General features: G+C 46.5%; 23 protein-coding genes, 1 tRNA gene and 1 riboswitch. Of the genes, 9 read left to right on the top strand and 15 right to left on the bottom strand.

Going from position 1 to position 19938, the window contains the following annotated elements:
- Nucleotides 1–282 precede the first annotated feature (282 nt).
- Nucleotides 283–468 (top strand): hypothetical protein, encoded by a 186-nt coding sequence (locus tag O9300_RS07780; protein WP_024970799.1) that lies wholly within the window; start codon nt 283–285, stop codon nt 466–468.
- Between the two features lie 373 nt (nt 469–841).
- Nucleotides 842–1576, top strand: coding sequence for a TIGR02391 family protein (locus O9300_RS07775; protein ID WP_287971097.1), 735 nt, complete (start codon nt 842–844; stop codon nt 1574–1576).
- A gap of 42 nt (nt 1577–1618) precedes the next feature.
- On the opposite strand, the gene O9300_RS07770 is transcribed toward O9300_RS07775, so the two are convergent.
- The gene (locus tag O9300_RS07770) at nt 1619–2413 is read right to left on the bottom strand and encodes a TrmH family RNA methyltransferase (protein ID WP_287971100.1); all 795 of its coding nucleotides are present in this window, start codon (nt 2411–2413) and stop codon (nt 1619–1621) included.
- Nucleotides 2414–2504: 91 nt separating this feature from the next.
- A tRNA-Leu gene (locus O9300_RS07765) sits at nt 2505–2588 on the bottom strand.
- Nucleotides 2589–2779: 191 nt separating this feature from the next.
- Here O9300_RS07765 and murA point away from each other — a divergent pair.
- Nucleotides 2780–4093, top strand: a complete 1314-nt coding sequence (gene murA / locus O9300_RS07760; RefSeq protein ID WP_287971095.1) for a UDP-N-acetylglucosamine 1-carboxyvinyltransferase — start codon at nt 2780–2782, stop codon at nt 4091–4093.
- A 102-nt stretch (nt 4094–4195) separates the two neighbouring features.
- Here the strand turns inward: murA and O9300_RS07755 are convergent, their stop codons facing one another.
- The 4 genes from O9300_RS07755 to O9300_RS07740 form a co-directional block, all read right to left on the bottom strand.
- Complete coding sequence (locus O9300_RS07755; protein ID WP_287971093.1) at nt 4196–5032, bottom strand: ABC transporter ATP-binding protein; 837 nt, start codon at nt 5030–5032, stop codon at nt 4196–4198.
- 5 nt (nt 5033–5037) lie between these two features.
- Complete coding sequence (locus tag O9300_RS07750) at nt 5038–6441, bottom strand: CmpA/NrtA family ABC transporter substrate-binding protein (RefSeq protein WP_287971092.1); 1404 nt, start codon at nt 6439–6441, stop codon at nt 5038–5040.
- A 4-nt stretch (nt 6442–6445) separates the two neighbouring features.
- Nucleotides 6446–7285 (bottom strand): nitrate ABC transporter permease, encoded by an 840-nt coding sequence (gene ntrB / locus O9300_RS07745; RefSeq protein WP_287971090.1) that lies wholly within the window; start codon nt 7283–7285, stop codon nt 6446–6448.
- Between the two features lie 107 nt (nt 7286–7392).
- A riboswitch (cyclic di-AMP (ydaO/yuaA leader) is annotated at nt 7393–7527 on the bottom strand.
- Between the two features lie 173 nt (nt 7528–7700).
- Nucleotides 7701–8303 carry a Uma2 family endonuclease gene (locus tag O9300_RS07740; protein WP_002782221.1) on the bottom strand — a complete coding sequence of 201 codons (603 nt, stop codon included), beginning with the start codon at nt 8301–8303 and terminating at the stop codon, nt 7701–7703.
- Between the two features lie 249 nt (nt 8304–8552).
- Here O9300_RS07740 and O9300_RS07735 point away from each other — a divergent pair, with 249 nt between their 5' ends.
- Nucleotides 8553–9200: a PEP-CTERM sorting domain-containing protein gene (locus O9300_RS07735; protein WP_287971088.1), complete on the top strand. Its 648-nt coding sequence runs from the start codon at nt 8553–8555 to the stop codon at nt 9198–9200.
- 231 nt (nt 9201–9431) lie between these two features.
- On the opposite strand, the gene O9300_RS07730 is transcribed toward O9300_RS07735, so the two are convergent.
- The 3 genes from O9300_RS07730 to O9300_RS07720 all read right to left on the bottom strand — a co-directional run bounded on the left by O9300_RS07730 (nt 9432) and on the right by O9300_RS07720 (nt 11235).
- Nucleotides 9432–9842 carry a type II toxin-antitoxin system VapC family toxin gene (locus O9300_RS07730; protein WP_287971086.1) on the bottom strand — a complete coding sequence of 137 codons (411 nt, stop codon included), beginning with the start codon at nt 9840–9842 and terminating at the stop codon, nt 9432–9434.
- The gene (locus O9300_RS07725) at nt 9839–10144 is read right to left on the bottom strand and encodes a hypothetical protein (protein ID WP_061431457.1); all 306 of its coding nucleotides are present in this window, start codon (nt 10142–10144) and stop codon (nt 9839–9841) included. Before O9300_RS07725 ends, O9300_RS07730 begins: the two co-directional genes overlap by 4 nt.
- Nucleotides 10145–10287: 143 nt before the next feature.
- Nucleotides 10288–11235, bottom strand: a complete 948-nt coding sequence (locus O9300_RS07720) for an RpnC/YadD family protein (protein ID WP_287971085.1) — start codon at nt 11233–11235, stop codon at nt 10288–10290.
- A 397-nt stretch (nt 11236–11632) separates the two neighbouring features.
- Between O9300_RS07720 and O9300_RS07715 the strand changes: the two genes are divergently transcribed.
- The 3 genes from O9300_RS07715 (at nt 11633) to O9300_RS07705 (ending at nt 13765) form a co-directional block, all read left to right on the top strand.
- Nucleotides 11633–12340 carry an SIMPL domain-containing protein gene (locus O9300_RS07715; RefSeq protein ID WP_287971083.1) on the top strand — a complete coding sequence of 236 codons (708 nt, stop codon included), beginning with the start codon at nt 11633–11635 and terminating at the stop codon, nt 12338–12340.
- 117 nt (nt 12341–12457) lie between these two features.
- The gene (locus O9300_RS07710) at nt 12458–13345 is read left to right on the top strand and encodes an alpha/beta fold hydrolase (RefSeq protein WP_287971082.1); all 888 of its coding nucleotides are present in this window, start codon (nt 12458–12460) and stop codon (nt 13343–13345) included.
- 42 nt (nt 13346–13387) lie between these two features.
- A complete protein-coding gene (locus O9300_RS07705) occupies nt 13388–13765 on the top strand; it encodes a hypothetical protein (RefSeq protein WP_147068927.1) in 378 nt (125 codons plus the stop codon).
- Nucleotides 13766–13841: 76 nt separating this feature from the next.
- Here O9300_RS07705 and O9300_RS07700 read toward each other — a convergent pair whose 3' ends face one another.
- The 4 genes from O9300_RS07700 to O9300_RS07685 form a co-directional block, all read right to left on the bottom strand.
- Entirely contained in the window at nt 13842–15257 is a 1416-nt protein-coding gene (locus tag O9300_RS07700; RefSeq protein ID WP_287971080.1) for a cation:proton antiporter, read from the bottom strand.
- A gap of 346 nt (nt 15258–15603) precedes the next feature.
- Nucleotides 15604–15942, bottom strand: coding sequence for a P-II family nitrogen regulator (locus tag O9300_RS07695; RefSeq protein ID WP_079207015.1), 339 nt, complete (start codon nt 15940–15942; stop codon nt 15604–15606).
- Nucleotides 15943–16017: 75 nt separating this feature from the next.
- Complete coding sequence (locus tag O9300_RS07690; protein ID WP_287971079.1) at nt 16018–17139, bottom strand: sodium-dependent bicarbonate transport family permease; 1122 nt, start codon at nt 17137–17139, stop codon at nt 16018–16020.
- Between the two features lie 94 nt (nt 17140–17233).
- A complete protein-coding gene (locus O9300_RS07685; protein WP_287971077.1) occupies nt 17234–17527 on the bottom strand; it encodes a sulfate permease in 294 nt (97 codons plus the stop codon).
- A gap of 231 nt (nt 17528–17758) precedes the next feature.
- Here O9300_RS07685 and O9300_RS07680 point away from each other — a divergent pair, with 231 nt between their 5' ends.
- Together O9300_RS07680 and O9300_RS07675 are read left to right on the top strand one after the other, a co-directional pair.
- Nucleotides 17759–18691: a LysR family transcriptional regulator gene (locus O9300_RS07680; protein WP_287971074.1), complete on the top strand. Its 933-nt coding sequence runs from the start codon at nt 17759–17761 to the stop codon at nt 18689–18691.
- Nucleotides 18654–18839, top strand: coding sequence for a hypothetical protein (locus O9300_RS07675; RefSeq protein ID WP_287971073.1), 186 nt, complete (start codon nt 18654–18656; stop codon nt 18837–18839). Before O9300_RS07680 ends, O9300_RS07675 begins: the two co-directional genes overlap by 38 nt.
- Here O9300_RS07675 and O9300_RS07670 read toward each other — a convergent pair.
- Entirely contained in the window at nt 18813–19430 is a 618-nt protein-coding gene (locus tag O9300_RS07670; protein WP_147068922.1) for a CP12 domain-containing protein, read from the bottom strand. The genes O9300_RS07675 and O9300_RS07670 overlap by 27 nt on opposite strands.
- A 52-nt stretch (nt 19431–19482) precedes the next feature.
- A complete protein-coding gene (locus tag O9300_RS07665; protein WP_147068921.1) occupies nt 19483–19803 on the bottom strand; it encodes a hypothetical protein in 321 nt (106 codons plus the stop codon).
- Between the last annotated feature and the right edge of the window lie 135 nt (nt 19804–19938).

Raw genomic sequence — 19938 nt, 5'->3', positions numbered from 1 at the left:
TGAAATGGGGCGAAAGTCTGTGGACTCTGTGTAAGACAGTACATGGTTTTTTAACTGTGGTATGCGACGGTGGTGGAAGCAGAAACTTAAATCGTGAGGTTTAGGAATCGCCGCACTTTTAGGGCGGCGAGGATGTCAAGCAGTTGTATTTACCCTTGTGCGATACTTGGGTTATCTATGATAATTCTGGGGATGAACCGCACTTAGTTGCTGCGTTAGGATTTAATCAACCTCCTATTATTTATAACCCAGACACCTTCCGAATCATTACCAGAAACCAAAATGACTGAACCCACCTTAACGGAACTGCATCAGAAAATCGATACAGGTGTTAGAGTCGCAATCGCAGAAGCAATTGAGAGACACCGCCTCTTAGGAGAGTCTATCAGCATTTTCAAAGATGGCCAAATTGTCACCTTAACAGCCGCGCAAATTCCGCCAAAACTTGCCAAAAAAACGGAAGTGTAAAAAATTGGTTGACTGTATCAAATTTCACTATTCATAGAAACAGTTTCACCTATCCGAGGGATTTATATAGGGCTTGCTGAATAAATGTGAAATATAGACGAGGTAAGGGTTTTAGGGTTCTGTTTTGCTCTCACAGGTGCAAGATTTTGAGAGAATCTTCGTTTAAAACCTTGCGTCTTCATCGGCTCGTGTCCTGTAGGGGCGAAGCATTCGGGCAACAACCTATCGGTGAAACCGTAGATTTTCTATCCGAATGCTTCGCCCGTACTTTTTCAGCAGACCCTATATAGATGTCGGTTTTAGCAAATTCCCGTTACGAAAATCAAAACTACATAGTATAATAGTACTGTTCTTTACCTTTCGAGGTGTAAATATGAGTCTAACAGACAATCAAAAAAAACTTTTGCAATGGATAGTTAAAGAAGTACGGGCTGGTCATCTTAAAGAGGACAGTATTTGGTACTACAGTCCGACTGTTAACAGTCATCTTTGGGTAAATTACAATGGTTTTGATAGCCCTCCTTATGTCGAATTCGCAACGTTCGATATATTAGAAGAATATGGTTATATTAAATGGCAACAAAAAAGCCAGCATCAATACAAAGGCACTCTAACAGGAAAAGCTTATGAAGCGGTTGATTCTAACTTTGCTGAACCCAATCGCTCGGCTATTCCTCATCTAATTCCCTTAACTGAAGTTGAACATTTAGACTCCGAACTATGGGAGAGAGTCCGTTTTTCTGTGAGTGCGGGTGGAGATAATCCAAAAGCGTGGGATACTGCGATTCGCAATGCGACAGTGGTTTTAGAGGACCGCATGAGGAAACTGGGAAATATTGATAATATTAATCAAAAAGCCACGGGTAATGGTATTGTTAACCTAATTTTTGGAAGCAATAAATCTGTACAAAAAGATCAGCTTCCATCAGAAGAATTAGAGGCATACCGTGATTTATATTCGGGTACAATGAAGCTTTTTCGTAACCGTTACGCTCATCGATTCATCGATCCTAAACCAGAGGAGGGTGGAGCAATTATCGTATTCATTGATTTATTGTTGAAGATGCTAGATGATTTAGATTGGGAGACAGAAAACGAGAATACATAAATCTCTAATTCTTGTCTGGTTTAACGGTGGATTACGCTGACGCTAATCCACCCTACTGTAGGATAATTGTCTTCTAGCTTCGTAGAGGATGACAGCAGTAGCGATCGCAACATTTAAAGATTCCACACCACCAAAGAGGGGAATTTTCACCGTTTCATCGGCTAAAGTCGCTAATTGGGGTGATAAACCGGCTCCTTCATTGCCTAACAAGATTAAAGTCGGACGGGTAAAATCAATCTCCCAATGGCTTTTGGTGGCTGTGGGTAAAGTCGCAATCGCTTTTACCCCCTGTGCTTGATATTTTTTCACCAAAGCCGATAAATCCGATTCTACCACCAGGGGCGATCGAAACCATTCCCCCGCCGAACTGCGGATCACTTTGGGGTTATCGATTTCGACGCTATCAAGACTTAACCAGATACCCTGTACTTCCGTAGCCACAGCAGTGCGAATAATAGTGCCGAGATTACCCGGATCCTGCAATCTTTCCAAAACTAAGCCCAATTGTAGCGGATTTTGGGGGATTGGATGAAGGTGATGACGGGAAATAGTGGCAATCACACCATCGGGATTAACCGTTGTTGCTAGGGAAGCGAGGACTTCCGGGGAAACTATCTCGACTCGTTTCGCCTGATTTTGAAGCTTCTCTGCTAATTCTCCCTGTCTTTGCTGCCACTTTTCAGTATAACAAACCGTCTCTAGGGAACAATTCACGGCTAAAGCCGTCTCTAGTAAGTGCGTTCCCTCAATTAAGGACAAATTCTGCTCCTGTCGCTCTCTAGTGCGGTGTAGCTTGCGAATTTGCTTGATTAAAGGGTTTTGAACACTGCTAATCATAGCCGTTACAGGAGAGCGATCGAGATTATAGCCAATCGGATTTTTCACCCCGCTAGGGCTACCCTAAACAACTGCGTCTTGAGGGAGATAATGCGGAACTCGGGACTTGAACCCGAAAGTCTTTGCAGACACTAGAACCTGAATCTAGCGCGTCTACCAATTCCGCCAGTTCCGCATTTTTCTTTCACAATCTTTTATTATACTATCGGACAATCCATAAGTCAAGATAGTTGAGATAATTAAGACAAAAATCGCTTTTCGGGGTAGAATCACCAATAATTTCCTCAAAAATCTGATAAGATGCAGTCTCATTTTACCGAAGCTTTCCTTAGCCAAGACTCCCAACTAAGATAAATGAATCATCCTATGACCATCGATACCGAGCATCCCTATTTAGAAATTCAAGGTCGTCACTCTCTCAAGGGTGAAGTCAAGATCAGTGGTGCCAAAAATGCCGCTCTCGTGATTATGGCGGGAGCTTTACTCTGCTCCGACGAGTGCCAGATTAGTAATGTACCTGCCCTAGCCGATATCGAGCGGATGAGTCAAATTCTCTCGGCTTTGGGCGTGCAAGTCCGTCGCACCGGAGATAGACTAGAGATTGATGGCAGAGACCTCAAACAAGCTCAAGCACCCTACGATCTCGTCTCCCAGTTGCGGGCCAGTTTTTTTGCCATTGGACCGATTTTAGCCCGTTTAGGAGAAGCAAAAGTTCCCCTCCCCGGCGGCTGCGCCATTGGGGCCAGACCAGTGGATCTGCACGTTAGAGGCCTACAGTCAATGGGTGCAGATGTATTAATTGATCGGGGCATGGTACACGCCCGCGTTAAGGGTAATGGTCGTCTGAAAGGGGCGAATATTTATCTGGATTATCCCAGTGTGGGAGCGACGGAAACCCTAATGATGGCGGCGACTTTAGCGTTCGGGGAAACCATTCTCGGTAATGCGGCCCAAGAGCCAGAGGTGATTGATTTAGCCAATTTTTGTGTTTCCATGGGGGCAAAAATTCGCGGTGCTGGGACCAATACAATTGTTATTGAGGGAGTTTCCCGTCTGCACAGTACCGATTATAATATCATTCCCGATCGCATTGAAGCCGGGACTTTACTGATAGCCGGGGCGATTACCGGCTCGGAAATTAGTCTTTATCCCGTGATTCCCAGCCATTTAGCTTCGGTAATTGCCAAACTGCACGAAATCGGTCCGGAAGTGGTGGAAGATGGTCCTAATCGTCTCCGGATTATCCCTAAAGACTTAAAAGCCACCGATGTGGAAACCCTGCCCTATCCCGGTTTTCCCACGGATATGCAGGCCCAATTTATGGCTCTATTAACTTTAGCCGAGGGCAGTAGCGTGGTTAATGAGACGGTTTTTGAAAACCGTCTGCGTCATGTGGCCGAATTAAAGCGTCTGGGAGCAGATATCAAGGTCAAAGGAAATGTGGCTTTAGTGCGCGGTGTGCCTTTCCTCTCCGGGGCTCCGGTGATGGCCACGGATCTACGCGCTTCGGCAGCTTTGGTGGTAGCAGGATTGGCAGCCCGGGGGACTACTATTGTGCAGGGACTCCATCACCTCGATCGAGGTTACGATAATTTAGAGGGTAAATTAAGAGCATTAGGGGCAAATTTACGCCGGGTTGATCCTTTAGCCTTAGAATTGGCTACCCTGTCCCCATCTTAACAGAAAAAGGGCGAAGCATTCGGGCAATAACCTATCGCTGAAACCGGAGATTTCCCATCCGAATGCTTCGCCCCTACAGATATTATCTGACTTTTTCACCGCCTATTCATCGGCTGTAAAATAACGCTCTAGAAAATCGAGAGCATGATTTCTTAAATCATAATATTCTTGAGTTTCTCGCATGGCGTGACGATCCCGGGGATGGGTAAAAGGAACCGTTAAAATCTCACCGATATTAGCATGGGGCCCATTGGTCATTAAAACAATGCGATCGGACATGAAAATTGCCTCATCTACATCATGGGTAATCATAATCACCGCTTGCCGGTGACTCTCCCAAATTTTCAGAACTTCCTGTTGTAATTTTCGCTTAGTTAAAGCATCTAAAGCCCCAAAAGGTTCATCCATTAATAGCATTTTCGGTCGAGTTACCAAAGCGCGAGCGATGCCCACCCGCTGCTTCATTCCGCCGGAGATTTCTTCGGGATATTTATCAGCAGCGGCCGTTAAATGCACCATAGCTAAATGTTCATTAACAAGGCTATTTTTTTCAACTTTACTAGCACTTTTAAGAACTTCATCCACCGCCAAGCGAATATTTTCTCGCACTGTCAACCAGGGCAAAAGAGAATAATGCTGAAAAACCATCATGCGATCGGCCCCCGGTTTACGAATTAATTTTCCTTCTAAAGTGACCTGTCCCGAGGAGGCTTGTTCTAAACCGGCGATAATTTTTAAAAGCGTCGATTTGCCGCAACCGGAATGACCGATCACCGAAATGTATTCCTGGGAACCAATAGTTAGATTGACCCCATCAAGGACAACAAAATTGCTGCCATCAGCTTGAGGATAAGCTTTAACGATATTTTTAATCTCTAAAAATTCCTCCCCGGAAAAGGAACTTGAGAGCGAGTTAGGAACAGAGGAGAATTGGGCCATAATAATTATCCGTGCAAATAAAAGAATTGAGGTGAATTGGCGCGAATTTCAAAACTCTTGAGATAACCGACGAGATCGCTAGGATCAAAAGCCTTTTGATCGATAAAAGCCCCCGGCGGTACGACGTAATAATCCTCGCTGGGACAAACAATACCCATATCGTCGGCGATTTGACGGTATAAATCAGTTTTCCAAGCTTTTTTGGCTACTTCTTCCGCATTTTTGGGTATTTCAGCAATCTGTCCCCAGCGAGCGGCCTGGGTGATTAACCAAAGACTTTCGGATTGCCAGAGAAAGGTAGAATGATCGTGATCGGCTTTGGCAATATCTTTCGGCATGGCGAAAAAAATTGTCGTCGCTAGATCCTCAACCAGACGTTTTTGATCATCGAAACCGCCATAGTTGTAATCCCCAACGATGCCGGGGCGGGTAAATTGTGGTTTTGCCCCCGTAAACGAGCGCCCGGAAATGATCGTCGCTACTTCCTCTCGATTTTCAGGTCGATCGCAATACTGACAAGCTTCAATCATCGCTTTGACTAAAGAGCGATAGGTTTTCGGGTTTTCTTCGATAAAGGACTCCATCACCGCTAGAATGCGATCGGGGTGGCCTTGCCAGATTTCCCGTCCCTGGGCAAAGGTAAAACCGACCCCTTCGTTACCGGTAATCGCCCTAGTGTTCCAGGGTTCGGCCACCATATAAGCTTGCATTGTGCCAATACGCATATTGTTGACCATCTGCGGCGGCGGAATAATCAAAAGACGAAATTCTTCGATCGGATTAATGCCCATCGATGCCGTGAGGTAACGCAGGAAGTATTCATAGATGGAGGAACTCAAGACCACCGCCCAGATGCGCTCTTGCGGGGGGATACTCTGGAAATAGGCTTGCAGTTGCCGTCCCGCTTGCTCAAGATCGCCATTATACTCTCGCCAAGGTCGAAGGCCAAAATCCCACATCGGCCGATTCATGGTCATAGCGTTGCCGTGACGATGAATAGTCATCGCCCCACACAGAGGGGCAACCCGCGCCCCTTCTGCCCCCGTCCTCGCATTGGTAATCGCCCCGGAGACCACGGGAGAAGCATCCAAGCGTCCGAAGATAATCCCATCACGGGAATTCGCCCAACTTGCTTCTCGACTGAGGGTGACATTCAGTCCATACTTGCGAAAAAAGCCTTTTTCCCAGGCGACGGCGAAGGGGGCGCAATCATTGACGGGGACATATCCCACGGTGAGGTGAGGTTTTTCTAGGGTTTTCGGATCGATAATCGGGGTTACGGCTAGGGCTGCCTCGGTTAATCCCGTCGGGTTGCGACTGGCATTGATAGTACAGGCAGTCAGGCTACCAGTAACCAAAGTCGTCCCCAATCCCTGAAGGAAGGTACGTCTAGATATGGGGGGAATCATGGTATTAACTGCCCGGTTTAGCGGGACGATGGGTGACAAGGATTTGTAAACGGCTAATTAGGTAATCGAGGATTAAACCGGTAACGCCGATGACAATCACCGCCAGAAAGACGGAACTAAGGTTTAAGCGATTCCACTCATCCCAAAGAAAAAACCCGATTCCCACACCTCCGGTTAACATTTCCACGGCTACGATGACTAGCCAAGCAATTCCTAAACTTAAGCGCAATCCCGTAAAAATGTAAGGCAAACTAGCGGGGAGGATAATTTTAAAAATCTGGCGATATTTGGGCATTTCTAGGACTCTGGCCACATCGATATAGTCTTTGGGTACACTACCGACTCCTAGGGCTGTATTAATCATGGTTGACCAGAGGGAGGTGATAAAAATCACAAAAATGGCCGAGGGTTCCGCGACTCCAAACATGGCCAGAGAGATAGGTAGCCAAGCTAGGGGGGAAACGGGGCGTAGAATTTGAATGATCGGATTGAGGATGAGCATAGCCGGCCGGGATAGCCCGATGAGAAACCCGACCGGAATAGCCACTAATGCTCCCAACAGAAAACCGATTAAGACGCGTCGCAAACTGGCCAGCAATAGCCAACCAATGCCGAGATTGCCCGGACCGCGACGATAGAAGGGATGGAGAATATAATCGAGATTGCTAGTCAAGGCCTGCCAAGGATTGGGCATCAATTCACTTCGGAAAGTCGCAATTACCCACCAGAGGGTAATCAGACCGATAAAACCCATCGCCGGATACAGTACCACATCCTTAAACAGCCAAGCTTTCGCTTGCCTGCCTGTGGCACGCCCAGCGACTAAAATAGCCGCAATATTCATGTTATTTACCCTTATATAAGGATCGAGGTACAGATAATGAGCAGTACCAACCAAGAATCCTGAAAGAGCCAGAATATTTGCAGGAATATCTCCTATTCTGTTTCTCTTCAGTCTTCCCCCAATGCCGACGAAGTTAGCTGACGGGCTAGGACTGAGAGATGTCCTTTTCATTGACTGAAATGCGCCCCAAATTCGGTTCCTCCGCTTCAACAGACCACGGTTGAATTAGGCTGACTTACTCTATTTGCTAAGAATGATAACACATTCGATCGAGTTGTGGGAAAATCCCGGTCGCCCCTGATACTAAATCCTTTTTTAACAGTATGATTAACTCCCAATCCAACTTTAAAAACCCACTCCCCACTTCCCCAATTCATAATTCATAATTCATAACAGGAGTCCGCCGCGATCGCATTTACCAAATCTTAGCCATTACTAATACAAACCCCGGCAATTCTGGATCACCACTAATGGTTTCAGGAGCATTTAAAATCTCCGGTTCTCGATGGGGACGATAAATATAGACTTGGCGATTTTGGCGATCTATTAACCAACCCAATAAAGTACCATTGGCAATATATTCTTCCATCTTTTTCTGCAAACTGGATACTGTATCACTAGCAGAACGTAATTCAATCACAAAATCGGGACAGATGGGGGCAAAAGAGGCTTTTTGTTTTTCTGTTAAAGCATTCCAGCGTTCTAATTTAATCCAAGCAGCATCCGGTGAACGAGTCGCGCCATTGGGCAGCGTAAAACCCGCACTAGAATCAAACCCAAGCCCCGTTCCATCTAGTTCTGACCAGTTCCCCAGTTGCAGAGCTATATTAAAATTGCGATTACCCGTATCTGAAAAAGCAGGAGGCATAACGATCACTTCTCCACTAGCACTGCGTTCAATGCGTAAATCTCGATTGGCTAAACAAAATTCATAAAACTGCTCCTCCGTCATCGGCATAATCCAAGGAAGATCAATCATCAAAGGAGCCGAGGTCGCTTGTACAAGTAGTGTCGTCATATTTTCGCCCTACTCAAGAATTACACGAGTTAACAACTGAATGCCCTTCAATCTTAACTTAGCTCTTGTCATCGGCATTATTGACTACTAAAAGATAGAAGGCGATCGCTCTTAACGTTGCTAAAGAAGCCTGACGGAGAGGAATGTAAATATTTATAAAAATGTAGCTTAGAATACAGTTCGGGGGGGGGGAATGTGTATCATACGGACGTGAAATTAACACTGTAAAGTTAACACAAGAGAAAGATAATGAATCACGTTTGGTATTTCTCACTAGGAGCAGTTTTTGGGGCGGTTGTCTCCGCTCCGATGGTAGCATATTCCTTTCCCATAGCATCCCCAGGCACTGAAGGGATAAAAGTGTTGGTAAGTAATACTTCTCCAATAATAGCCACTTATGAGGGCAATTCTGCCTCGTTCAGCAACAATTTGTACTTAATGCTTGATGGATTAGGCAACCCTGGTGACGATGGAGATTTTTCTAACGATCTTTTTATCTTCAATAATCTCTCTTCGACAGTGGGTAGTACGGTATCATTAGGTTCTTTTTCTATCGGTGCTGAATTGAGATTCCGACTGTTTGTCCAAAATACAGGGAATAACTTTTTTACCGGACCAGCTAGCCGAAATCCAGACAACAAGACTCATGCAAGAGTGCAAGAAAACTGGATGCCAAACAAAACTTTAGTCAGCTTTGAAGATCTGTTTAATGGTCCATTTGATTACAATGACCTGAGCTTCTCTTTTACCAATACCAACACCGGTACTATGCTAGTGCCTGAACCAACCTCAACCCTCAGTATCCTCGTCCTCGGCACACTCGGCGCAGCCTCAACCCTCAAGCGCAAATTGAAATCCTCCAAATCCTCAGAAAAAGAAACCACAAAAGTCTCCTAAAACCATCAATAAAATCCGATAATTCCCCTTCATTAATTGGAGGGGTTTTTATCAGTTGTCATACTAAATCCGTTGAGTAACGCACAGAAAACGGGTTTCTCCGAGAAACCCGTTTTCTACTCATGTGTTCTGCGAGCGAGATTTGCCCATAATTCAGCCAACAAACTACCATTAATGCTTGGGAATAGTTTTTCCTAGCTTAGGGGGATTGAAAGTTTAATTTTCCCTCTGTTATTCAAATAGAATTATGAAACCCTCTTGCTGAAAATGATTGTCGTGAGTTAACACTTGACTGATTTTTAAGCGCTGCATGACCGTCATTGAAATACAATCTGTCAGGCTATATTCTTTGTCTGGACGGCGGCGGTATAACTCGAAGCCTTGCAGGAATGATTCTCGGTTTTGCGGAATGACTTGAAGGCGGGGATTCTGGAACAGATCATCGATAAATTCGACAGTACGCCGCTTCCGATTTGCTCCCCGGACTGACATAAAATTCAGTAGCTCTACCAAAACTTCATCCGTCGTCACAAGTTTAACGTTTTTGAGACTGGACGTAACTTCTCTGGCTCGTTGATGCCAATTATCTTGGGGATTGATTAAAGCAACCCAGTAGAAAGTTTCGGCAAAAATTTGTTTCATTGCCTTTTCTTGGGACTCCCATAAAGATAATGGTCATGCTCTTCTGCACCGTCAGATGGAAGCGGATCAAGTTCTTCTTCAGGGAAGTTCAGATTCAACCTATCAACTATCTTTAAAATTGATTCTCCAGTCTCCTCTTGAGATATATCAGAAGCCATCAGATGAGTTTCCAGGGCATCTTTCAGTCGATTTAAAACGCCTTCTAGAGAGCTATCCTGGTAATCAATTGCTGCTAATTCAGGAGATTTGAGTGAATATCCGTCGGGATTCTTGGAGATGACAATGCTGATTTGATTGACCATAATCCTTCCTATCTCAGGCTAATCAAGAATTGGGACTTCTTTAGTCTAGCAAAATAAGCAGGACATTTAAGGTTCTTCAGGATTTGGAAATGATTGTTCATCGGGAATTTTAATTGTCTGTTTTTGATATTGGGACTGAAAGTTTAATTTTCCCTGAATCTTTCTAACAGTTCTGAGCGAGATAAATTAGCCAGAGAAAGAAGTAAACCGGTGCGTTCCGAGATAGGAAGTTGGGCAATCTGTTCCACCAGACCAGATAATTCTGCATCTAGGGGGCCAAACCGTCCTTCCAGAAGACTGGTTATCAGCGATAGTTGTCCTTCTAAACTGCCTCGTTGTATCCCTTCTTGTATCCCTTCTTGTTTCCACTCTTCTCGTTGTTGTAAATAAGCTGGTGATAGGTTCATAATCTCCTCCTGTTCTTCGGTACTTAAATTATCTCTTAATTCCAAACTCTTGCGCCAGTTGGCCAGAATTTCCAGTAAATTCTCTTGGAAAGGATTACCTTCAGGCAATTGCACTAATTCTTCTACTGCTCGTTTCTGTGTCCCTCCTTTCCCTAGCACCCTCAACCATAAAGTCTCCTCATTGACTGGTAATTGATGGATGGCGACGATTCCTGTTTTGAACAGGCTAGGGGAAAAATAAACTCCTTTTCCCCACTCCTCTTTCATCCCCTCTTCCGGTAGGAATGAAGGGGGGATTCCCACGACTTCTTCAATCATTCTCCCCGAAAAAGTAGGCGTTAAAATCCAGAGAACTGGTAGTTCAGCTTCAGTTAGAGTTTTGTTTGTCCGTTTCGCCTTCCTCAAGACCTCGCCATGAACCGCATATAACTTTGAGATGCAACTGCGAATCTCTACCTCGGAGGGTGGGTTACGGAAAGGTTCAAATAAGCAGCAAGTCGCCGCCATTTTACCGAGTAACCCCAAGGGTAATTCAGTCCTTGATGCTGAACTGGCTGGTTCAAACCAGACATCGATTTCTTGGACTTCACTCTTGACTTTCTTGCTCTTTTTAATCGTCCCTAGAGACGCTAAGAGTTCTTCTAAATATTCCTTGGCAAATTGGTCGTGAATTTGGCGAGTCATTGCAGGGGATAATTAATCCGAGAAAGTGCATTAACAATCTTGTTAGATCATAGCAAGTTTTGAGAATTTATCTTTTTAATCAACAGCACCAGTGTGCGAACCAATCGGCTCTCTTATTCTTTGTGTGACAAGTTTAACTTATATAATAGCGATCGGTCTTTGTGTCCTTTGTGTCTCTGTGGTTCTTTACACTCACTTGAGCGCAAGACTGTATCTTAGAATACATTTTACCCACCAAACCGAAGAGAGTCACCAATCTTGCTTAAAGGCCCCTTTTCAAGTTCCCAGAGCTTAGTCACCAATATGGCGAAAGTGACGGAAAAGGGATAATCTGCAACTCAATTGCCCAAAATAAAGGCTAGAATCGAAATATAGTATCGATCGCTACGGATTTTTCATGAATTACAGAAAATTTTGCTGGGCATTTTTGCTGTCCCTTATCCTCATCAACACCGGATTAGTTATGCCTAGTTACGCAAACGAAAGAGAATTGAGGACAATTACCGTGACGGGAGAAGGAATAGAAAATATCGCCACTTCTCAAGCAGTAGTGCGCTTAGGGGTAGAAGTTCAAGGCAAAGAAGCGGGGAAAGTGCAGAGGGAAACCGCCAATCGTAGCGATGCGGTGGTTAAATTTCTCCGTTCCCGTCAAGTGGAAAAATTGGAAACCACCGGCATCAGTTTACAGCCCAATTACGACTTCAGCAACAATCAAAGACGTTTAATTGGTTATATCGGGGCTAATTTGATTAGTTTTCAGATCGATATAGCCCAAGCGGGGATTTTAATCGATGAAGCGGTCAAAGTCGGGGCAACACGCATCGATGGGGTGAGTTTTACTGCTGGAGAATCAGCGATCGCAGCTGCCCAAAGAACCGCTCTCATCAAAGCCACGGAACAAGCTAGAGAACAGGCCACAATCGTGTTACAAGCCCTCGGTTTAGTGGCGAAAGAAACGGTTTCTATCCAAGTGGGTAATACAGGTAATCCCGTGCCAATAGCCCGCTCAGAAGCGGTTTTTCGGAGTGCCGATGCTGCCAGTAGCCCGGTTATCGGAGGGGAACAAACCCTGCGCGCTGCTGTCACCCTCGAAATTAGCTATTAAGATAACTTTCAGCTATCAGTTATCAGCCTGGGTTTTTTTGACCGGAAATCTTGGATACAGGCTGATAAAATCAACGCCGATGTTCGGAAACTCTAGAAAAAACTGTCCCCCTCATCCGTGAATTATCCTAACTTTTTACCCACTGTTAGCGAGGGATTGAGCGAAGATACCTCCCTTGCTCTCCTCGAAAATATCCAACAAATTGCCATCGATAGCCCTATCTATCCCCGATCGATTCTAACTACCTATAGTCAACAAGGGCAAGGTCAACCGCCTTTTGTCCTCCTGCACGGTTTTGATAGTTCCCTGCTGGAATTTCGGCGTTTACTACCTTTACTCGCCCAAAATAGGGAAACTTGGGCGATGGATCTGCTCGGCTTCGGTTTTACTGAGCGAGAGCCAGATTTAGAAGTATCTCCGAAAACTATTAAAAGCCATCTTTACCATTTCTGGCAAACTGCGATCGCCGAACCGATAATTTTAGTCGGTGCTTCCATGGGGGGTGCAGTGGCCCTCGATTTTGCCCTCTCCTACCCGGAAATAGTGGCGAAATTAGTCCTCATTGACAGCGCAGGACTAGCTAATCCACCAGTTTTGGGTAAATTGATGTTTTCTCCCCTCGATAAGTGGGCAACTAATTTTTTAGCCAATCCCCGCGTGCGTCAAAATATCAGTCGTACTGCCTATTTTGATGCAACTTTGGCCACTGTTGATGCTTGCACCTGTGCTAGTCTGCACCTGAATTGTCCCCACTGGAGTGAGGCTTTAATCTCCTTTACCAAAAGTGGCGGTTATGGGGCATTTTTGCCGCAATTAAGCCAAATAAACCGAGAAACTCTGATTATTTGGGGAGAAAACGATCAAATTTTAGGCACAAAAGACGCGAAGAAATTTCAGCAGGCTTTACCTAATAATCAACTGGTCTGGATTCCTCGCTGTGGTCATGTTCCCCATCTCGAAAAACCGGAACTTACCGCAGCCGCGATAGTTAAATTTGCGAGCTAAGAACTTATAATGGGATTATTTGACCCTATAGTGCCAACTTTTATGAAATTTTTGCCGATCGCTCTCGCTGCATTCAGCCTTCTGAGTTTATCTGTCAATATTCCTGCTACTGTGGCCACACAACAGCTTTTTTGTCGAGGTCGCATGAATAACGGTTGGTCCTATTCGGCAGAATTTCTCAATGGACGTTTTGAACGCATTCGCTGGACGCGTTCCGGTCAACCTCCCCAAGTTTCTAGCCTTAGCTTTAAAAATACTAACAACAAAGGACAACCGATTTATCGTGGCAGTTTATTCGCCGCAGTCAGTGTGACCCTGATAGACTTATCGAAAGGAGATGTCCGTCCCGGTTCGCAAATTTCCGTGGGAGTGGAAGAATGGGGTTGGTCGCGGGGAAACTGCGCTCTTTCTAACCGATAAATCCCGGAACTATCGTCGACAAAAAAGGCTGAAGTATTTTCAGCCTCGTCTAAAAAATCAGATTTTACCCGCAAAATTAAGGAATAGGATTAGCTGGCTCCTTGCCTTCCAGGGTTTCGGGAACAGCTTCCGTCTTACCAAAAGCGACTCTGAGGAAGGGAGGAGCGAGGAAAGTGGTCAGGATTACCATAATAATAATCGACACCTCCAAAGGCTTATCCAAAATTCCGCTGGCCGAACCAATCCCGGCAAAAACTAGACCCACCTCACCCCGGGGAATCATGCCCACACCGATGGCGAGACGATTGATTCCGGATAGGCCAAAAACTGCCCAGCCCGTCACCAGTTTACCGATGATCGCCACAACGATCAAAAAGACAGCGATCAAAAGTCCGGCCCGATTCTCCGGTACCGTTGGGTTTAAAACACCGAGATCGGCACGCGCTCCCACCGTCACAAAGAAAATCGGTACGAGCAAATCGGCGATCGGTTTGATCAACTCATCCAACTCGTTGCGGGTATCGGTTTCATCAAGCACCAAACCGGCGGCAAAGGCCCCTAAAATCGCTTCAAGATGAATAGCATTGCCCAAAAATGCCATAAAGAAAGCGAAGACAAATGCCGGAATAACAATATTGCCCCGAGTTTTCAGCCGCTCCACGATCGCCACAAAACTTTTGTTAAAAATACCTCCCAACAAAATTGATCCGATCAAAAAGGCCGTAGCGCTGACGATCAAATAAATAACATTGACCACATCGATCTCACCGGTTTTGGCCAAACTAGCGACCACAGCCAGAACAATAATACCAAGGACATCATCGATCACCGCCGCACCGACAATAATTTGCCCTTCTTTGGATTTGAGTTGACCTAACTCTGACAACACCTTCGAGGTAATACCGATACTGGTTGCCGTTAAGGCAGCCCCCGCAAAAATCGCCGGGATGGCGGCCACATGAAAGACGAGCATTAACCCGGCCGTACCCGCCGCAAAAGGTGCCGCAACCCCCACACAGGCCACAACCGTGGCTTGAATTCCCACTTCCTTGAGTTGCCGCAGATCCGATTCCAGGCCAATTTCAAACAGCAGAATAATCACACCGATTTCAGCTAGAACCGAAATCACTTCACCTTGGGACTCAAAGATCCGGTCTACGGCAGCCGGGGCCAATTGATTCAATCCTTGCAGTACCGTCATAATCACCGAGTCGGAGGCCGATAGCCCCCCTTCGGGAAAGATGACCAGATGCAAGGCCGAAACGCCGACAATCACACCGGCCACCAGTTCTCCCAGTACAGGCGGAAAATCTAATCGTCTGGCGGCCTCTGCGCCGAGCTTGCTGGCCAGATAAATCACCACCAGCGTCAGCAATACGCCAGAGAGAATAATCGGTGAATCCTCGGCCACAACGGTGGCGAGCAAGGGGAGCGGAGTCATGGGAGCCGCTATCTCCCCGATCGAAGAAGGCAGAATATGGGACAAAATCATGAGTTTAAAGGGATGAGGGTTAAAGGTTTTAGGTAGGGTCTGCTGAAAAAGTTTTTCGTGGGGGCAGGGTGTGGGGTGTGGGGTGTAGGGTGTAGGGTTTTACCGATTTTGAGGTAGTCAGTTACCTAATTTTCAGGGAAAAAGTCCAGGGATTTTACCCCCAATCACTCCAATGGTCAGCACTTTTTGAGGGAAAAAAGCCTAAAAGCCTTATCCAACAAGGTTTTTAGATTTATTCAGCAAGCCCTAGGTGGTCATAAAACTGGGGGATATGAAAAAGGGCCACCGCTCAAGGACAGTCAAGCTGGGGATGCGGTGGCCCTAGAGTGCCGGAGTCATGGTCCGGCTAGATATCACAGCCCTCTGGTCCACAGAAACTCTGTCCGTACAGAACCTCCGCATCACAGAGATAGATCATGCCCGCAAAATTGAGGAAAAACTGCTCGGCAACCTGCTTGGCAATATTTTGGGCCATAATTCGATCGGGGGTAAGTATCTCGAACTTAACATTACTGTCGGTTTCGGAAACGTGGGGTTGTCCCGACGAGCGCACGTTGCGACTGCCTTTACCGCCAGTATCCATCACCGTGTAACCACTCGCCCCGCATTCTTCGATGATCTTGGCGACTTTTTTCAACAAAATCTTTTCTGTGACGATGACGAGCTTTTTGGCTGGTTTGGCCATGTTGATTATCTCCTTAAGTGTGTACATTTATTTGCTTGGTAGGCCCCGTCAAGGGAACGCCCACAGACCACAATCCTAGCCGCCGCTGAGGGCCTGGGCGAGACCAAGGAAGAAGGGTATGCACAAGCCGATCGCTACTGGTGTACCGATGGCCGTGGACGCGCCTATATAGGCGGAGGGATTAGCCGAGGGGATACCGGCCCGCAACGTGGGCGGCCCGGAGATGTCGGAACTAGAGGAAGCGATGACGGCCAGAACCACGACACCGCCCCAACTGAACCCGGTGGCGTAGTGGGCAATCATGCCGAGACCGAAGGCGATTAGCCCATGTACAAACGGTGCTAGGACGCTATAGACGACATACCACTGGGCTACCTTACGCAGTTCACCCACCCGTGACCAAGCCTCCATCCCCATGACTAGCATCAAGACCGAAAGCAAGCCGCGAAAGAGGGGATCGTAGAAGCTTTTATAGACACTTTCCGGCTGGGTGAATATGCCCAAAGCCAAACCTAATAACATGGCCGATAGGGCCGGTCCCCGCAGGCTTTCCTCAATGATCGGCCAGATCTTGACCCGATTATCCGCCGGCTGCTGCTGGCTGAGATACTCCTGCCGACTGCTGGGATAATCCTGCTGATCGGAATAATCCCCGGCCGCCACCGGCTGCTTGCTAAAAGACTCGCGGTCGTAGGCCGCTTCTTTGTTTTTCTTCTTGTTAAGATAAATGTTAGCCACCACGATCGCCGTTACCAGCGCCGGGATATCCATAAAAGGATAGAGTGCGCCAGCCCAGGCCTCGTAGGGGATCTTTTGTTCTTCGAGTACCGTCAGACCGGCTGCCATAGTCGAGCCACTCACGGCTCCAAATAACCCCCCAGTTGCGATCGCATCGACCACTTTCACCTTGGGCAGATTGGCTAAGGTATAGCGCGCGACGAAGACCACAATAATCCCTACTATTACGGCAAAGATCATTGGTAATACCATTTCCGTCAGGTTGGAATTGCGGATGGCAATCCCGCCGGTCAGACCGATTTTGGTCAGCAGCATGAAGACGATGATCGTACAAATCGACTCTGGAATGACCAATTCACTCCCGAGAGCAGCAATGATCATCCCACCAATCAAAAAGGCCAGTGTTGGGGACTGCAACTGCTGGATAAAGTCCATGACAAACAATGAGAAAAAATCCACGAATACCTCCTTAAGCCTCCCCTGATGAGGAGTATTGAATATAAACGAACTAAATCAACCTTCAAAAGCTGAAAGAGAGTAAGAGTAAGGCTCTTTACCCCTTAAGCAAACCTGTTGCGGGCAGAACTTTGGACAGCGTCAAGTCCGCAGGTAAGCCTAATTCGGGATTTTTGGCGGTTAAACTGGCCCCGATCGCCCCTGTCCCAGAAGCTACCCCGAAGGCGAGAGCTAGAGGGTGATAAACGATGGCAGCTGTTACACCACCGAAGATATCGCCCCGCAAATTGTCAAAATGAGTACGATTGGTTATTTGCATGAGAATCCAACTGAGCAAAGGATTTTTTGCCACAACAAAGCCGGCGGTTGACAGACCAGCCTTGATAGACAAAACTTTATGGTTTTTAAAGATCGATTGTTATAAATCTATACTAGAACGGATATCTTGACAAGCAAATTTTTGTAAATTGAGTTTGAATCGATATATCTTTACAAAAGTATTGATTTAAACCTATGATATAAGCGGTGTGGGGAGGTTTTCACTCGTTCCCCTCCATTCCTGCTTCTGTTTAGCAAAGCTCCTCAAGGCAGTAACAGAAGTGTAGCTCTCTAGAGGCCTCTCTTGATTCAAGCCACTTTACATCAACTGATCGTCTTTGAAGCGACCGCTCGTCATGGCAGTTTCACCAAAGCTGCTGAAGAACTATCGATCACCCAACCCACGGTTTCCACCCAGATGAAACAACTGACTAAAGCAGTGGGTCTGCCCTTATTCGAACAGATAGGCAAACGTTTGTATTTAACCGAGGCCGGACGCAGTTTATTAGTAACCTGTCAGGCAGTCCTCAAGGATCTTGATAACTTTGAGATGGCGATCGCCGATATCAAGGGGATTAAACAGGGTAAACTGCGTTTAGCGGCGGTATCCACAGCCCAATATTTAATCCCTCAAATCCTAGGTCCTTTTTGTCAACAGTACCAAGGGGTAGATGTGTCCCTAGAATTGACCAATCACCAAGATCTAGAAGCAAGGATAATCAATAATGTTGATGACCTATATATTTTAAGCGAACCCCCCGAAGATCTAAACCTGGAGATTCAACCGTTTCTGGAAAACCCCCTTGTGGTAATTGCTCGCAAAGATCACCCCCTAGCGGGACAGAAAAAAATTCCGATTAAACGGCTGCAAGGGGAACCTTTTATTATGCGGGAAATGGGATCGGGAATTAGACGGGCAGTACAGCAAATTTTTCTCGACCATGGCATCACTGTATCTTTGCGTTTGGAAATCGGCAATAATGAAGCCATTAAACAAGCGGTCGCCGGTGGTTTAGGAATTTCGGTTCTGTCTCAGCACGTCTTAAATTTAGATAATCCTCATGGGGAATTTACCATCCTTGACGTGGAAGATTTTCCCATCCAACGCCATTGGTATGTGGTTTATCCCAAGGATAAAAAACTATCCGTGATCGCCAAGACTTTTCTTGATTATCTCCTCTCAGGGGAATTAGGGGTGTATGTACCCACAGACCCCCGATCAAGTCGAATTCGGTAAGCGCAAGCGATCGATCTATCTATCTTCTATCCGAAAAGGTGGAGATCAAGAACTCGATCGCGCGGGGAAACCGATCGGCGAAATCCTCAAGGCGATCGATTCTCCCAAAACCCGCCAGGATTTAATCCTCATAAATGCGGCACTCTAAGGCATCAGGATTGGCTTCGCAGTAGGACTGAAGTGAGTTACTCCCCTGTTTTTTGACCCGTTGATGGGAGGCTTCCGCTTGGAGTTCCTCCACCACATCCCAGGCTGCGGCGCAATCGGGAGAGATTTCACCCTTGGCCGCACAAATTGCCCGCGCGTCTTCCCGGGCTGCTTCAATTTCATCTTCAATGAACAACCGCTTGGGCTTTTCGACAAAATCGCTCTTGAAGAGAATATCACTGACAGAAATAATGCCCAGCAAAGTTTTGCCCTGAATCACGGGGGCGCGGCGAATGCGGGTTTGAGCAAATAACCGAGCCACATATTCCACCCCCAGTTCGGGATTGACGACCACACAGGGCTTGGCCATAATTTCATAGACCCGCATAGTTTTAGGATCGTGGCCAAAGGCCGCCACTTTGTAAACGATGTCGGTTTCGGTGACAATTCCATAAGGGTCCTGTTCATGGCGCGGTTCGACAATCAACCCCCGCAGTTTTTTTTCTTTCATCAATTTCACGGCATCGGCAACCGTTGCCGAACCACGAATGGTGACAACGTTTTGGGTCATAATTTCTTGAGCTTGTAGCATATATGGTTTGGTTTTTTTTAAATGAAAGAACTGGTATAAACACAAAAGTTGACTAGGGTTGTCCCGATAGCAATTTCCTAGACTCTTGTGGGCTGAGTGCCACTGTCAACAGAGATGACCAGGGCCAATGGGCGCTCGCTGGTTGGGGCTGGGGCGGAGTAGCGGCGGCTGTGTTCCCCTGAGTGCCGGGAGCATAGGCCTCCAGCACAGCGCCGTTTTGCCAACACATGGCGATGAAATAATCACACACTGGGCATTCCGTCTGAGCAACCTGCCGGGCCGGACACTTATATCCTGCGGGTAGGCGATCGCTCAAGAGCCTTTGAGCTACGCTGCCACAGTTGGGACATCGAATTTCTATCAGCTTGTTCATCGGAAATTTTGGGTCTGAAACCCCGCCGTTCTAGGTTGGCTTTACGTTAGAATTAAAAGGCCAGTCTCGAAAACCAAGTGGACGGCGCAGCACCTTGAAAACTCGGCTTAGGGGGTTCCGACCAGAAAAGCTTGG

This window comes from Microcystis sp. LE19-195.1E (genome assembly GCF_027532095.1).
In the GTDB taxonomy this organism is placed as follows: Bacteria; Cyanobacteriota; Cyanobacteriia; order Cyanobacteriales; family Microcystaceae; genus Microcystis; species Microcystis aeruginosa.
Note: the sequence above shows the minus strand (reverse complement) of the source record. Positions and strands in the feature narration are given on the sequence as shown.